Origin of the sequence: Aurantibacter sp. (genome assembly GCF_039941195.1) — a bacterium.
Lineage (GTDB): Bacteria > Bacteroidota > Bacteroidia > Flavobacteriales > Flavobacteriaceae > Aurantibacter_A.
In genome coordinates this window covers 83,456-98,521 of sequence record NZ_JBDVFA010000085.1, presented here as the reverse complement: position 1 = coordinate 98,521, position 15,066 = coordinate 83,456, and the positions used below count along the sequence as shown (strand labels likewise).

The 15,066-nt window shown below is 35.0% G+C and carries 14 protein-coding genes; 4 read left to right on the top strand and 10 right to left on the bottom strand.

Going from position 1 to position 15,066, the window contains the following annotated elements; all coding sequences use genetic code 11:
• Nucleotides 1-39: 39 nt before the first annotated feature.
• Nucleotides 40-786 carry a lysophospholipid acyltransferase family protein gene (locus ABJF52_RS13870; RefSeq protein ID WP_348151365.1) on the bottom strand — a complete coding sequence of 249 codons (747 nt, stop codon included), beginning with the start codon at nucleotides 784-786 and terminating at the stop codon, nucleotides 40-42.
• Nucleotides 787-859: 73 nt separating this feature from the next.
• Here ABJF52_RS13870 and trpS point away from each other — a divergent pair, with 73 nt between their 5' ends.
• The gene (gene trpS / locus ABJF52_RS13865) at nucleotides 860-1,828 is read left to right on the top strand and encodes a tryptophan--tRNA ligase (RefSeq protein ID WP_348151363.1); all 969 of its coding nucleotides are present in this window, start codon (nucleotides 860-862) and stop codon (nucleotides 1,826-1,828) included.
• A gap of 270 nt (nucleotides 1,829-2,098) precedes the next feature.
• Here the strand turns inward: trpS and ABJF52_RS13860 are convergent, their stop codons facing one another.
• A complete protein-coding gene (locus ABJF52_RS13860) occupies nucleotides 2,099-2,854 on the bottom strand; it encodes an FKBP-type peptidyl-prolyl cis-trans isomerase (protein ID WP_348151360.1) in 756 nt (251 codons plus the stop codon).
• Between the two features lie 173 nt (nucleotides 2,855-3,027).
• On the opposite strand from ABJF52_RS13860, the gene ABJF52_RS13855 reads away from it, so the two are divergent.
• Nucleotides 3,028-5,574, top strand: coding sequence for a hypothetical protein (locus ABJF52_RS13855; protein ID WP_348151358.1), 2,547 nt, complete (start codon nucleotides 3,028-3,030; stop codon nucleotides 5,572-5,574).
• A 35-nt stretch (nucleotides 5,575-5,609) separates the two neighbouring features.
• Here ABJF52_RS13855 and dprA read toward each other — a convergent pair whose 3' ends face one another.
• Nucleotides 5,610-6,713 (bottom strand): DNA-processing protein DprA, encoded by a 1,104-nt coding sequence (gene dprA / locus ABJF52_RS13850; protein ID WP_348151355.1) that lies wholly within the window; start codon nucleotides 6,711-6,713, stop codon nucleotides 5,610-5,612.
• Between the two features lie 116 nt (nucleotides 6,714-6,829).
• Here dprA and ABJF52_RS13845 point away from each other — a divergent pair, with 116 nt between their 5' ends.
• Together ABJF52_RS13845 and ABJF52_RS13840 are read left to right on the top strand one after the other, a co-directional pair.
• Nucleotides 6,830-7,801, top strand: coding sequence for an SPOR domain-containing protein (locus ABJF52_RS13845; RefSeq protein ID WP_348151352.1), 972 nt, complete (start codon nucleotides 6,830-6,832; stop codon nucleotides 7,799-7,801).
• 125 nt (nucleotides 7,802-7,926) lie between these two features.
• Nucleotides 7,927-8,442 carry an acyl-CoA thioesterase gene (locus tag ABJF52_RS13840; RefSeq protein ID WP_348151349.1) on the top strand — a complete coding sequence of 172 codons (516 nt, stop codon included), beginning with the start codon at nucleotides 7,927-7,929 and terminating at the stop codon, nucleotides 8,440-8,442.
• On the opposite strand, the gene ABJF52_RS13835 is transcribed toward ABJF52_RS13840, so the two are convergent.
• From ABJF52_RS13835 to ABJF52_RS13805, 7 genes are all read right to left on the bottom strand, one after another.
• Nucleotides 8,439-9,275, bottom strand: a complete 837-nt coding sequence (locus ABJF52_RS13835) for an aldo/keto reductase (protein WP_348151346.1) — start codon at nucleotides 9,273-9,275, stop codon at nucleotides 8,439-8,441. The genes ABJF52_RS13840 and ABJF52_RS13835 overlap by 4 nt on opposite strands.
• 11 nt (nucleotides 9,276-9,286) lie before the next feature.
• Nucleotides 9,287-10,522 (bottom strand): peptidoglycan DD-metalloendopeptidase family protein, encoded by a 1,236-nt coding sequence (locus tag ABJF52_RS13830; RefSeq protein WP_348151343.1) that lies wholly within the window; start codon nucleotides 10,520-10,522, stop codon nucleotides 9,287-9,289.
• Complete coding sequence (locus tag ABJF52_RS13825; RefSeq protein ID WP_348151340.1) at nucleotides 10,512-11,309, bottom strand: DUF4292 domain-containing protein; 798 nt, start codon at nucleotides 11,307-11,309, stop codon at nucleotides 10,512-10,514. The genes ABJF52_RS13830 and ABJF52_RS13825 overlap by 11 nt, the downstream gene beginning before the upstream one ends.
• A gap of 5 nt (nucleotides 11,310-11,314) precedes the next feature.
• Complete coding sequence (locus tag ABJF52_RS13820) at nucleotides 11,315-12,250, bottom strand: hypothetical protein (protein WP_348151337.1); 936 nt, start codon at nucleotides 12,248-12,250, stop codon at nucleotides 11,315-11,317.
• A complete protein-coding gene (locus ABJF52_RS13815; protein WP_348151334.1) occupies nucleotides 12,251-12,763 on the bottom strand; it encodes a hypothetical protein in 513 nt (170 codons plus the stop codon). It abuts the gene before it with no gap.
• 54 nt (nucleotides 12,764-12,817) lie between these two features.
• Entirely contained in the window at nucleotides 12,818-13,252 is a 435-nt protein-coding gene (gene dut, locus ABJF52_RS13810; RefSeq protein ID WP_348151667.1) for a dUTP diphosphatase, read from the bottom strand.
• Between the two features lie 317 nt (nucleotides 13,253-13,569).
• Nucleotides 13,570-15,033 carry an oligosaccharide flippase family protein gene (locus tag ABJF52_RS13805; protein ID WP_348151332.1) on the bottom strand — a complete coding sequence of 488 codons (1,464 nt, stop codon included), beginning with the start codon at nucleotides 15,031-15,033 and terminating at the stop codon, nucleotides 13,570-13,572.
• Nucleotides 15,034-15,066 lie beyond the last annotated feature (33 nt).

Below are 15,066 nucleotides of genomic sequence, written 5' to 3'. Positions count from 1 at the left end.
TTAAGCGCCAAAATCTTTGTATTGAGGCGTTTTTTGTTTCTAAATAATATTGTTTTCTAACTCGGTTAAGATAACGGCTCTAATTCGCTCACGTAACATTTCTTTATCCGATTCATCTAAAAGTGCTGTTTCAACAAACGAATGTACTTTTGCTCTTATACGCCCCGGACCACCGCTTAAAAAAGTGAATGAAAATCGATTCTTATTGTCTAAAAAAGAAATTGGAACTATCGGTATTTTATGAGACAATGCCATTTTAAATGCTCCATCTTTAAAAGAATCTAAAATTATCGATTCATCGTCAGGTACGCCTCCTTCAGGAAAAATACAAATACTTAGTCCTTGTGCAAGTCGTTTTTGCGCTCTTCGGTATACTCCAGTTCTACTTCCACTATCGGAACGATCAACCATAATACAAACCCGTTTATAAAAGAATCCGAAAAGCGGAATTTTCGCAAGTTCTTTTTTACCCACAAAAACAAACGGATTTCTACTAATATGCAACATTAACATAATGTCTAGCATACTCGTGTGGTTGGCAACCAGCATATAACTCTTACCCTTCTCAATCTTTTGCTCAAAAACCACCCTCGGCGGACAACCCATTCCATATAAAATTGGCCTCGCCCAAAGATTACGCGCCATCCAAAAAAATTGAGGATAGGTTTTCTCACTTAAAGTAAAAAACAAAAGAATAGGAAAGAATACCACTATTGGCACCGCCACTAAAAAATAAAACCAAATACGGTACAGCGTATACCCTATATTCTTAATCAATTGAAGCATGAAATCAAAAGTAGCAAATTCATAGGGTTATTTACTATTTGTTTTACCTTTGTCGCTTTCTCAAAAATAGAAGATGGCACGTATTTTAACAGGAATTCAAAGCACAGGAACACCACACTTAGGAAATATATTAGGCGCTCTTATGCCTGCTATTGAAATGGCAGCAGCACCTAATAATGAATCCTTTTTGTTTATTGCAGATATGCATTCGATGACCCAAATTAAGGATGGCGAAGTATTGCGTAATAACACCTATGCTACTGCCGCCACCTGGTTGGCTTTAGGGCTTGATATTGAAAAAACTGTTTTCTACCGCCAAAGTGATGTTCCACAGACCTCAGAACTTGCTTGGTATTTAAGTTGTTTCTTTCCATTTCAAAGGTTAACACTTGCACATTCCTTTAAAGATAAGGCTGGTCGGTTAGAAGATGTTAATGCTGGCCTATTCATGTACCCCATGTTAATGGCTGCTGATATTCTTATTTATGATGCGGAAATAGTACCTGTTGGCAAAGACCAATTGCAGCATATTGAAATCACTAGAGATGTTGCCTCGCGTTTTCATGCCCAAATGGGAGAAACTTTTGTATTGCCTGAAGGCGAAATACACAAAGACACCAAATATGTGCCTGGTACCGACGGTCATAAAATGAGTAAGAGCAGAGGAAATCTGATTAATCTTTTTCAACCAGACAAAAAACTTCGCAAACAAATTATGGGAATTAAAACGGATAGCACTCCGATGGAAGACCCAAAAGACCCTGATACAGATAATGTCTTTGCGCTTTATAAATTGTTGGCTGATGAAAACCAAATTGCTGAAATGCGTCAAAATTACCAAAATGGCAACTATGGTTATGGTCATGCAAAACAAGCACTCTATGAAGTAATCCTAGAAAAATTCGGACCCGCTCGAGATAAGTTTGATTACTTTATGAATAACAAAAATGAGATAGATGATGCCCTTGCTTTGGGTGCAGCCAAAGCTAAAGTAGTTGCTGATGGTGTATTAAATCGTGTTCGCGCTAAAATTGGATACTAGATAAAAGAAAAGACCATTCAGTTTGTTTTGGTAATTTCGAAATGTCTATGGTTTATAAAACTATAGATTTAAGTCGTTTTTTAACGATGAATCGTTGAAATTAGAGCGTCTTCAACCTAATTTGAATACACTAGCGACCCACTAGTTTGTAAATTCTAAATTTCCCATTACAATATTCTATGTGAAAATTGAAATAAGCACTTCAATTCCATATTCAAAAGCGCAGAAGAGATCTTAAACACCCTTCAACTCTGAAATACAAAAAGCTATCTATTTCTCAATACCCAATAATTCCATTTCAAAGATTAAAGCGGAATAAGGGGCTATTAATGGGCTTCTACCATTTGGCCCATACGCTATTTCTTGTGGAATAAAAACCTTCCATTTGGAGCCAACTGGCATTAATTGCAAGGCTTCTTGCCAACCTTTAATTACCTGAGTCACTCCAAAAACAGTTGGCTCTCCACGTTCAATTGAACTATCGAATACCGTTCCATCTATCAACATACCGGAATAATGCACTTTTACTTGGTCTGATGCCACTGGAATTGGGCCTTCTCCTTTCGATAATACTTCATATTGTAATCCACTTTCGGTAGTTACAACTTCAGGTCTTTTCCCATTTTCCTCCAAAAATTTAATGCCTGCCGCACTTTTCTCTTTTGCTTCAGCCTCTTGTACTTTCTGAATTGTAGTTTGTATAATATTTTGTGCCTCAGCCTGTGTAATTTTTTCTTCTCCTTTTATTGCGTCTTTTACAGCTACCGAAAACGTATTATATGAAATAGAATCAAAACCTATTGTTTTTAAATTACCACCGATACTTACCCCAAAGGCATAACTGAATTCCTGTATACTATCTTTTAGGTTTACTTCTTTTGATTTTTCAATGGCAGCTAACTTATCCTGCAATTCAGTCTTTGTTGCTTTAAGTTGAGCAATCTCATTTATAAGATCTTTCTTTTTTTGAGCTAAGCCATTAAAACCAAGAAAAAACACGATAATTATTAGGAAGGATTTATTCATTTTTGAAATATAATTTGAGCAAAAATAGTTAAAATCTTATGAGTGAAACGCTTTTAATCTTAGCTTTTATAAAGACCCATAAACAGAATTGTAGTTATAACTTTTTTTTAATAACTTCAATTGATATCATATAATTACATTATATCTGTATTTTTTATTCACCCTATAGCTTCATGAATAAAATCGATCTCATATTATTTTTATCCTCACTTCTTTCGCTCACAATATGTAATGGACAGGGAAATAGTTTCTCAACGGATCCTGCATCGGCTTTTAACAGTTATGTTAATTTACATCCTTCTGAAAAAACCTATATAAATACAGATAAGGACATGTATAACACTAATGAGACCATATGGTTAGAATTGTATCTATTAGACGGAAACTCTCTTCTAAACTCGGAAAAAAGCCAACTCCTATATATCGACTTATTGAACGAAAATGATAGTTTGATTATCGAAAAGAAGCTTTATGTTGAAAATCGAAGCTCAAATGGTCATATTGACTTAAATAGTTCTCTTGATTCGGGCGTGTATACACTAAGAGCTTATACTCGCTACATGCAGAATGAAAATAACCCTGTTCCTTTTGAAAATCAAATTATAATTCTGAACCATAAACTTGAACCCAAAAGAACTAGTACGATTAAAACACTACCTAGTAAACCATTTAACCACAACAATTTAACATTTCCTAAATCAGAACTACAGCTTAATTTTTTTCCAGAAGGAGGTTCTATGGTTTCTGGAATCGAAACTTCGGTAGCTATTAAAATTACTGATAAAAGTGGTAAAGGAATTGCTACAGAAGGAAAAATTGTTGATGAGGAAAACAAAATCGTATGCTTTTTTAAAAGTCAAGAGTTTGGCCTCGGCGTTTTTAAGATATTACCCTTAGCAAATAAAAAGTACTTTGCTGTATTAAGCGATAATTTACAGTACGAACTTCCTAAGCCCTTAGCAAAAGGATATATTCTCAATATAAAGAATAAAGATGATGTAGTTTTAATAGATATTACCACTAATATTCCAAAAGGTCTTGGGGGCCTGTACCTTTTAGGTCACCTTAGAGGTCAGCTCATATATAAACAAAGGATTCCAAGCGGATATAATTCTAATTCTTATAAAATACGAGTTCTAAATAGAGATGGGCCATCAGGCCTGGTGCAGTTCACCCTATTCTCTGTAGATGGCGACCCGATATGTGAACGTTCGTTATTTGTTGATCAAAGTAGTAATGAGGTAACACTTTCCATAGACTCGATTAGTGAGTCTTATACCCAAAGACAAGAAGTTTCTACAAAATTAAGTGTTATTGATAATGAAGGTAAGCAAGTTTCCGCCAATGTTTCATTGTCAGTATCGTCAATTGATCGTCTTAATATAAGCACCAAAAATCACACGATAAAAAACTGGTTGCTATTAAATTCTGATATTGACGCTGCCCTGGCAAACCCCGAGTATTTTTTTGAAGATAATTCCAGGAATAAAAGAAATCTTCTTGATGCCTTATTGATAACCAAAAATAGGAGTCTATATAACTGGAAAAGAGTACTTGGAAAAGAAAATACCTATGAGATGAATATTCGTCCTGAAAAAGGTATTATCATTACTGGAAGGATTGTAAATTTTAAAAACCAACAAGAACCAAAACGGGCAAACGTAAAACTAAATCTTCTGGGTTTAATAGACGATGTTTATGAAGAGAAGAAAGTTAGTGATGAAAATGGGCGCTTTACTTTTGGCCCTTATGTTTTTTCAGATACCCTTAAAGCTGTTATTACTGCGGAAAGTTTCGAAAAAAGGCGAAATGGGAAGTCTAAAAAAATATCTGTCTTAATTGAAGACCAACCATCTATTCATAAAAAGATATCGAAAAACAGTCTTAAAAACAGTTACATTTTGCAAGAACAAAAAATAGCAAGTCCAAAATCTACCCTTACATCTCCCAATAGAATTAATTTTAAAAAGAATCCCAATGTTATTGATTTTGAAAGAGATTCAAATGTTATTGAATTAGACGAAGCAATTGTTTCAGATAAGAAAAAAACACGTAATGACAGTATAAATTTGGCGTTTAAGAAATTAAAACCACTATACTCCAGTCCAACTCGCCGGATATTTCCTGATTCTCTTACAGGCACACATCTACGAGTCATTGACTTTTTAATGCCTTTTGGAGCAAGGTTTCAAGGTGCATTTCCTAATGAGAAAATTGTATTAGGATTACGTTTTGGGGATAGCCCCTCATTCGTGGTCGATGGTGTAGTGGTCGATTCGCAATTTATAGATGCCTTAAATACGGATGACATAGAATTTATTGATGTTTTGCTCCCCGGAACTGCTGGTGCTTATAGTAATATTGCTAAAAACGGCGTTGTTGTTATATATAGCAAAGGCAGTTTAAATCTACCACAAAAAAGAAAGCAGGTTATCATGCCAAACATAAAGGGGTTTGAAGTAACTGGCTTTTCCTCAGCTAAAAACTTTATTGTTACCGATTATTCAGAATCAAAACCTGAACATAGCGAACAAGATCATCGAAGCACATTACATTGGCAACCAAATATTCAAATCAACAACTCAAAGCAACAAAATAGTTCAGACGTCTCTTTCTATACAAATGACATACCAGGAAAATATGTGATAAAAGCAGAAGGTATTACTACGGACGGCAGACCCTTAACTGCTATGCGGATATTTGAGATAAATGAGAAATAATGCTATCTCAAATTAGAAATAGTTATTCTTAGAAGCTATATTGCTTCAAACAATTTTCCGGGTAAAGGACGAATTACACCCTTCATTTCCATATTTAAAAGTGTTGAAGAAACTTTAAATACGGGCATCTTACAATCTAAAGAAATGACATCTAGCAACTGCTTTCCTTCCTTTTGCAAATAAGAATAAATGTGTTTCTCATTGTCATCCAACTCCACAAAAAGTTGTTTTTGAACTACAGCAGACTTCTTATTCTCAAGTTCCCAACCCAAATTATACACTAAATCTGCAGCAGAAGTCAACATCTGTGCTTTTTGTTGTTTTATCAAATTATTACAACCTACACTAAACTTATCGTGTGAACGACCAGGTACAGCAAAAACATCTCTATTATAACTATTAGCAATATCGGCCGTTACCAAACTACCACCTTTTTCAGCCGATTCTATTACAATAGTAGCCTCTGTCATTCCAGCAATTATTCTATTGCGTTTTAAAAAATTCTCTCGTTCCGGACTACTATTGCTCCAAAACTCAGTAAAAAAACCTCCGTTTTTCTCAATATCAGCCATGTACTTTCCGTGCACACGCGGATAAATTTGATTTAATCCGTGTGCCAAACAACCAATAGTTTGCAAGCCATGTTTTACCGCTGCTCGTTGCGCACAAATATCAACACCATAAGCAAAGCCACTTACGATTATTGGGTTTAAAGGCGCAATCGCCTCAATAAATTCTTCACAAAAAGCAGTACCATAACTCGTAATCTTTCTTGTACCAACTATACTGATGATTTTTTTCTGGCTTAGGTCAATATTTCCACGCTTAAACAATAGTATTGGACCATCGATACAATGCTTTAAATATGCAGGGAAATCAGGTTCCATAAAATAAGTAAAGCCCATATCATTCTTTTGAAGAAACAAAAATTCTGCCTCTGCAGCCTCAAGATGTTCAGCATCTAATAAGCCTCTTAATTTAAAAGTACCTACACCATCTATTTTTTGAAGATTGCCCAGCTTATTTTCAAAAATTGCTGCTGCACTGCCACAAAATGAAATAAGTTTTTTTGCAGTTACATCACCAATATTTGGCACATGCTGCAAACGAAGTAATGCTATAATTTCATTTTCTGACATTCAATAAATTCTAAGTTATTGGTTGTTAGTTATCCACAAAATACACCTTTTTTAATGTTAATAAAAAGTAAATTAGTGTGATGAGCAGCCCAAAAAAATTTCGATATTTGCACTATATGGTACTAGAACACTATATTTCTGAGCTTTTATATCGTTACAATTGTGTAGTGGTACCTGAGTTTGGCGCTTTTCTTACCCAAAGAAAATCTGCTGGACTACACAAAACTTCGAACACCTTTTACCCTCCCTCTAAAACACTTTCGTTTAACAATCAATTGACTACTAATGACGGTTTATTGGTTTCTTACATCGCTAACGCGGAAAATGTAAGCTACGAAACTATGTTGAAAAAAGTTACGGAAGCTGCTAATGAATGGAAGACTAGTTTAAAACAAGGCAACCGAATTAAACTAGAAAACATAGGTGATATTTGGCTGAATTTTGAGCAAAAAACTCAGTTTCAACCTTCAGAACGGGTTAACTACCTAACATCTTCTTTTGGATTATCAACTTTTGTTGCTGCTCCAGTTACTAGAGAGGTTTTAAAAGAAGAAGTTCAAGAATTAGAAGAAAAAATACCTTTCATAATTACACCAGAGCAGCGGGAAACGACCTCGTACAGACCGTATTTAAAATACGCTGCTATTTTATTATTGGCTATTTCAGCTGGATTTACAGGATACCGAACTGTAAATGAAATGAAGCACAACAAGCAAGTTGCATTTGAAGAAGCACAAGAACAGGTTTCTAAAACGATACAAGAGGCTACATTCTTTGATACAACACCGCTTGAATTACCTGTTTTGGAGTTGGAAGCAGAATCTGTCATAAATCCGAGTTTTGACCCAAATTCACCTGACAAAACACACCATGTTATTGCAGGTGCCTTTCGATTTGAAAGAAACGCACAACGTAAAATTCGCCAGCTTAAACAAAAAGGATATCATGCTACGTATTTAGGCACCAACGATTTTGGCTTGCACATTGTAACGTACGATAGCTTCAAAGAGCCTCAAGAAGCTTTAAACGCTCTTCAAAAAATTAGACAGACGCAATCTAGAGATGCGTGGTTGAAGTCGGTTAAGTAGTGTTGTTAATTTAATTTATCCCTTTTATTATTCACTTATTTTCTAAGTTCAGGTTTAGTTTCTAAATTAGTAATATTCTGATATTTTTCTACATAAGCGCTTATCTTTGCCGCAAAACAAATTGCATGCAAGCTAAAAAACCTAGCCAGTCGCGAACAACCATGACAGACATGGTTTTACCTAGTGAAACTAACCCTTTAAATAATTTATTCGGAGGTGAATTATTAGCACGTATGGATCGAGCAGCGAGTATTGCTGCCAGACGACATAGCAGACGAATCACCGTTACAGCTTCTGTGAACCATGTGGCCTTTAATCACCCAGTCCCCCTAGGTAGTGTACTTACGGTTGAAGCTGCAGTTTCAAGAGCTTTTAGAACTTCTATGGAAGTTTATATTGATGTTTGGATGGAAGACCGGTTTACGGGTGAACGTTCAAAGGCAAATGAGGCCATTTATACTTTTGTAGCTGTTGATGATGCCGGCCGACCTACAGAAGTTCCTTCCATAACACCAGAAACTACTCTTGAAATAGAACGTTTTGATGCTGCTTTACGAAGAAAACAACTAAGTCTTGTTCTAGCCAACAAAATGAAGCCTAGTGAAGCGACCGAATTGAAAGCGCTTTTTACTTCTTCTTAAAAATTGAAATTATCTGGGTCTGGACCAATGCGTTCATCACGATTTAAACTATCCAAGAAAGCGACTTCATCAGCATTTAATTCAAAATCAAAAATGTCGGCATTCGAAATGATGCGTTCGCTTTTTGCGGACTTTGGAATTGTAACTACACCGCGCTGCAAGTTCCAACGTAAAATTAGCTGCGCTGGAGATTTTCCATACTTCTCGGATAACTCTTTACAGATATCCAATTTAAATAGTTTCCCTTGCATAAAAGGAGACCAAGCCTCGTATTGAATTCCTTTAGAAACACAATAATCAACCAATTCTTGACTAGTAAGATACGAGTGGAATTCCATTTGATTTACCATCGGAATTGTTTCTGAACTTTCCATTAAATCTTCCAAATGGTGTATCATGAAGTTACTTACCCCTATTGCACGTATACGCTTTTCACGGTATAATTTTTCAAGTGCTCGCCAGGTATCTTTATACTTTCCTTTTACAGGCCAATGTATTAAGTATAAATCGAGATAGTCTACATCTAATTGTTCTAAAGTAGCTTCAAATGCATTTAAAGTACTTTCATAACCTTGATCACTGTTCCATACTTTACTGACAACAAAAACGTCTTCACGAGCAACTGAACTTGCTTTAATTCCTTTTCCTACTCCTTCTTCGTTCTTATATGCAGAAGCAGTATCAATATGTCGATATCCATAATCTAGTGCACTTTGTACCGCATTAACTACCTCTTGATCATTTTCCGATTGATATGTGCCCAATCCCAAGTATGGCATTTTTACACCATTATGTAATTCGAAAGTGCCTTGTAAATCCGTTATTTTCTTCATTCCAATTCCTTTTAAAGTCGAAAAACCCACTCTTCTGGGTTTAATTTCTGGGTGTCTTCATAAAGATAAAATTTTAATCGCGTTTGACCATTTAATCTGTTGGTAGCAACTTTACCTAATTCAGCCTTAGCAGCAACTACATCACCCTTCTTTACAAATACTGCGGACAAATTATAATATGTACTTATGTAATTACCATGTTTAAGCGTTACACCGTTATTCCCGCCAGGAACACTCATGATAGCTATAACTTCTCCTTGAAAAATCGCACGCGCTCTAGTGCCTTCCTCTGTAGTAATAATAACCCCGTTACTTTCATGTTTAATTTCTGGATATACCGCATCTGGGTATATTCCGAATCCTTGACTTTTTATCCCTTTATCTACTGGCCAAATTAATTTTCCTTTATTGGCAGCAAAATTATCTGCTATTAAAGAAGCTTCAGGAGTTAAAACAAACCTATCTGAGGTAACAGTTTTCTTTCCTTCTTTTTCATTCTTCGTATTTGAAGAAACTATAGCCGCACGAATTAAAGCGTCTATTTGCTGATCTATTTTACGTGTTTCTTTTTTCTTCTTTTGAACTTCAGCCGTATATTGACTTTCATTTTTACGAATTGTGGCTAAAAGTTCTTTCTGTACTTTTATCTCTTTCAGAATTTCACCTTTCGCTCGCTTATTAGCTGCTATTAAACGATCTGCCTTTTTACGTTGTTCGGTGAGTTCCAGATTACGGGCAGAAAGCTCATCTGTTTTTGTCAAAATTGCGAGCCCTTGCGACTTGCGATAATCTGTATATTGCTTTATATATTGAAGTCGTTTCATCGCCTGCACAAAATTTTCCGAAGACAATAAAAACATTAAACGACTCTGCTGCACTTTACTCTGATACGACTTTTGTATCAGCGAAGCATATTCATCTTTACGCTCTTGTAATTCCTTCTTTAATCGCGATATGCTTTTAACATTTTCATTAATACTTTTATTTAAAGCATTGCTTTGTTCATTGGTAACATCAATAAGTTCTTGACGTACTTTAATTTTATTATCAAGCGCCTCCATTTGCTCCAAAACATTACCGCGTTCTTTTTTCTCCGCAAAAAGCAAACGATTAATACTTTCTATTTCTTTTTGAAGGGCCTCCCGTTTAGCTTCTAAACTTTCTTGATCAGTAGTTTGCGCTCGTAGACCAGCCGTAAGAAACAGCAATAGAACAACATAAAGTAATTGGCGCTTTTTAGAAGTCATTCTTGGTTAAAACGATTTCTTTAAATCCATCTGGTATTTTATAGGGGAAGCGTAATTCTTGGTCAAACTCAATATTGCGATATTCAATGTCAATTATATTGCGCTTTTCTTTTTCTATTGCAACTATTTTAATGTCGCTAGGTAAAATCCATTTATGGATTTTCTGATAATTTTTATAATTGATATCCAATAGTCTTTTACGCAAGGGTTGTGAAATTTGTTGTGATGCTATTTTAAAATTATCTGGTTCTATTTGAAACAATATTTTAAACAACGTTCCTGCATTTTTTGGCTTCAGTTCGTAGTTTTCAGTAGCAGCTGTAGCTGTATATGGTTCTGATTTCAAATTAAAAAGTGCTTGCCCTAATAACAAGTTTTGAACCTTTTCAAAATCTAGTTCGGTGCCCAGAATATTGCTTAAATACGAAAAATCACCATCGAAATATTCATTCTCTAATTTGTTATAAAAACTAACTCGATTCGGAGTTATATAAGCTTTTACAATTCCTAATGGAGCACTAATCCAAATAGCTTTGTCTTTTTCCATTCTAAGACTAACAGACAGTCCTTGAGAACCATCACCATCGGAATAATCAATTTTCAATTTCCCGGCAATAGTTTTAAAATCAAGCTGATTTAAATAATGCTGACGAATTATATTCTTAGCCGACATTTTACTATTTACAGAACCATCTGTAGTTAGTTTTTTGGTTCCGCATGAGCTCACAAAAACCAGCAAGACAAAAAGTAACATTTTATTTTTCAAATCACTCACCATAGTTCTCATAAGGATTAAAATCCGGGTTTTACTTTACTAAGATACATATTCGCCTTTACCGAATTGCCCATCGCGGTATATGCATTTGACAATTCAGAGTAAAATTTATTTTCCAAAGCTACATCATCTAACAAATAATCAATTCCTGATTCTAACACTTCAATCGCTTCTTTATTTTTACCCATTTTATTTAAGGAATGTCCATTTGCATAATAGAAAAAGGGCTGTAAGGGGTAGGTGTCTAACGCCTCCTGACTTAAACTAAATAGCTGCTCGTTATTATCAATTTCGATCAGATTTTTTATCTCCGTTTTATAGGCTTCCAAAGGGTTTTTATCAATTGTAGCTGTATTGTTATTTAAAGTCTTTGTTTTAGTTGCTACTCTTTTTATTGCCGTATTAATTTTCGACTCTAGCTCTTCCGTAAAAATAGAAGCATCTAAAGGACTAAGCACTTTTAATGCTTGTTCGTATTTTTTCTGCTGGTAATAAATGAGCGCTAAGTTCTCTTTTAACTGCTGATCTGAAAATGATAATTGCGATTTTATTCCATCTATAGTATTGCCTTGTTTTTGAACGAGCTCTACTAAAACATTCAAGTACCACAAATTACCGGGCTCTGCGTTTACAGCAATAAGGGCATATTCTTGTCCCGCGATATATTGCTTGTCTGCTAAATAGGATTTTGCCAATTCGTAATCCACCACAATATTATCGGGTTGTAATTGCTTGCACTCCAAAAGTAAATTGATGGCTTTATCGTAATTCTCAATGCCTTTTTGCTTTAAAGCCTCGAAAAAGTTCTCTTGAAAAGCATCGGAATACTCTTCTAAAAAAACTTCTGCACTTTCTTCAACATCTATATCTGGAGTTTTTTCTTGGGCGTAAATGAGCTTCGGAATCGCAATGACACCGTAGACAAACAACAACATATACAACTTGTCTCTCACTTATATCTCCTTTTCTAATTTCCTAAGTACCATTTTATTTCTTCTCAAATGTACAACCCGAAACTCTTTAGTTGATTTTAATTTCAGAGGTCTACCACTAATTGCCTCAAAATAATTAAGTTTTAAAATCAATTCATCATTAATCATGTTTATTCTCCATTTACCTTGAATTCTCTGCGAAGGCACATACACATGTTTACCTCCTCTATTGCAAATACCATCACGTCTTGTTTTATTTGGAACAAAAACCTTTCTTGCTTTCAAATAATTATTTAGAAAAACATCATCATATTGCGTAAAAGTCCACTTAGAGCTTTTATCATTTTCTTTGGTTAAATAATATGCTTCATTTCTATAAACTTCAACTTCAGAATCACTTTCTTCTACTGAAAAAACCCATGTATTATAGATATAGTTTGAATTAACATTAAATATTTTCAACTGTTGTGCACTTAAAAAAGTGCTAGAACCTATTAAAATAAAGAGTACAACAACCTTTAAAAGCTTTCTCATCTTGGTCAATATTAATATTGCTGAAAAAACTATACAAGAACTATTCCAATTGAATTACTTAACTCCTGTACTACCAAAACCACCTTCGCCTCTTACTGTTTCAGAAAGCTCTTCAACTTCAATCCATTCTGCTCGTTCATGTTTAGCAATTACCAATTGGGCAACACGCTCTCCATTTTCAATAGTAAAAGGTTCGTTTGATAAATTAACCAATATCACGCCTATTTCACCTCTGTAATCCGCATCTACTGTTCCAGGTGCATTAAGCACGGTAATTCCCTTTTTAGCAGCCAAACCACTTCTAGGTCGCACTTGTGCCTCAAAGCCTACAGGAAGCTCTATAAAGAGTCCTGTTTTAATGATGGTACGCTCTAATGGTTGTAACGTTTGTGAAGTAGAAATATTGGCCCGTAAATCCATTCCTGCAGACGCCCCGGTTTCATAATGTGGTAAAGCGTGCGTTGATTTATTAATTATTCTAATATTCATGTTCGTTGTTCGTTGTTCGTTGTTCGTTGTTCGTTGTTCGTTGTTCGTTGTTCGTTGTTCGTTGTTCGTTGTTCGTTGTTCGTTGAAAAAATAAAAATTCAATTTAAACTTCGATTTATACTTAATACTTTTTACTAATTTCTTACTACCATCTTTCTAAACTGTCTCCTGTCTCCTGTCTCCTGTCTCCTGTCTCCTGTCTCCTGTCTCCTGTCTCCTGTCTCCTGTCTCCTGTCTCCTGTCTCCTGTCTCCTGTCTCCTGTCTCCTAACACATATAACTTTTCTCTTATTTCCAGTTTCGCACTTTATACTTTTTTCAACCTTTCCTCAAAAATATCTTTCGTAACATTTCATTTTCCATTTTATATACTAAGCCTAAAAACAATAGTAAAAGCACAGTACCTATAATCATGTTTCTATTAAACACATAAAACGATAACGTTGAAAACAATATTGATACTCCCAAATAAAACAGAATTTTTCTGAAGTTATAAGGAATTGGATAATGCGATTTTCCAAAATAATACGATAGTACCATCATACTTCCATAAGCTAAAACTGTAGCTATTGCTGAGGCCAAATAACCTAAAACAGGAATTAAAGTAAAATTTATACCAATTGTTATAAAGGCGCCAATTACTGATATAAAAGCACCATATCGTGTTTTATCGGTTACCTTATACCAGACAGAAAGATTATGATATATCCCTAAAAAGAAACCTGCTAAGAGAATTAATGGCACAATATCCATTGCCTCCCAATATTCCGAATTTTGAATAAACAAGACTTTAAACAAGTCTGCATAGACCACAACACCCAGTAAAATAATACTACCCAACACTACAAAATAATTGGTAATCTGAGCATATGCTTTTTGAGGGTTTTCGGATTCTGCGTGACTAAAAAAGAACGGCTCAATGCCCATACGAAATGCGGTTGCAAACAATGTCATAAACATTCCCAGTTTATAACAAGCAGCATACATTCCTGTTTCACTGTCGGCTACATCTTCCGGCAGTAAACGTTCAAGCAATATTTTGTCGAATACTTCATTAATTGTAAAAGCAATACCAGCTACCAAAACGGGCCATGCATATTTAAACATTTGTTTCCATAGCGAAATGTCGAAATCATATTTACATTTTAAATATAAAGGCAACATCAATAATAAGGTAACCCCGCTCGCAATCAAATTTGAAATAAATATATAAGAGATTTCAAAGTCAGGAACATATAAGGAGCTTAAGAATCCATCTGCGTTTTCTTGAGCCATTTTGGGCAACAGTATTAAGAAAAACAGGTTTAATCCCAAATTAATAACGACATTCACAATTTTAATAATGGCATATTTCATGGGCCGCTCATTGGCCCGCAACCATGCAAACGGAATTATAACAAAGGCATCTAAAACTATAATGGCTATGGCATAACGAATAAACTGCACTTCAATATTAGAAGCACTCGCCATCGAATTTTGAAAGATTAGTGCCAATACAGCAAATAAAAGTGTGGAACCTAAAATTGAAATAAGGGAAGTGGAGACCACTTTTTCTTTGTCATCGGCTTTATTGTAAAACCTAAAAAAAGCAGTTTCCATTCCATAAGCCAGGAAAACGTTGAATATGGCAATCCAAGAAAATATTACCGTAACCCTACCATATCCAGCAGTTTGTAGTACACCAGTATATAATGGTAGTAACAAAACATTGAGTACACGAGGTAGCACAGTGGCCAAGCCATAAATGGCGGTTTGCTTAAAAAGTTTTTTAAGTGGATTCAAAAGTGCTTTTGTTTACGTTATCAAAAGTACCTA

Bases quoted from the DNA above. Each gene is read 5' to 3' on its own strand.
- ABJF52_RS13845 (WP_348151352.1), top strand. From the start codon at position 6,830: ATGGTACTAGAACACTATATTTCTGAGCTTTTATATCGTTACAATTGT.
- ABJF52_RS13825 (WP_348151340.1), bottom strand. From the start codon at position 11,309: ATGAGAACTATGGTGAGTGATTTGAAAAATAAAATGTTACTTTTTGTC.
- ABJF52_RS13870 (WP_348151365.1), bottom strand. From the start codon at position 786: ATGCTTCAATTGATTAAGAATATAGGGTATACGCTGTACCGTATTTGG.
- ABJF52_RS13840 (WP_348151349.1), top strand. From the start codon at position 7,927: ATGCAAGCTAAAAAACCTAGCCAGTCGCGAACAACCATGACAGACATG.
- trpS (WP_348151363.1), top strand. From the start codon at position 860: ATGGCACGTATTTTAACAGGAATTCAAAGCACAGGAACACCACACTTA.
- ABJF52_RS13830 (WP_348151343.1), bottom strand. From the start codon at position 10,522: ATGACTTCTAAAAAGCGCCAATTACTTTATGTTGTTCTATTGCTGTTT.
- ABJF52_RS13835 (WP_348151346.1), bottom strand. From the start codon at position 9,275: ATGAAGAAAATAACGGATTTACAAGGCACTTTCGAATTACATAATGGT.
- ABJF52_RS13855 (WP_348151358.1), top strand. From the start codon at position 3,028: ATGAATAAAATCGATCTCATATTATTTTTATCCTCACTTCTTTCGCTC.
- ABJF52_RS13815 (WP_348151334.1), bottom strand. From the start codon at position 12,763: ATGAGAAAGCTTTTAAAGGTTGTTGTACTCTTTATTTTAATAGGTTCT.
- dut (WP_348151667.1), bottom strand. From the start codon at position 13,252: ATGAATATTAGAATAATTAATAAATCAACGCACGCTTTACCACATTAT.
- ABJF52_RS13860 (WP_348151360.1), bottom strand. From the start codon at position 2,854: ATGAATAAATCCTTCCTAATAATTATCGTGTTTTTTCTTGGTTTTAAT.
- dprA (WP_348151355.1), bottom strand. From the start codon at position 6,713: ATGTCAGAAAATGAAATTATAGCATTACTTCGTTTGCAGCATGTGCCA.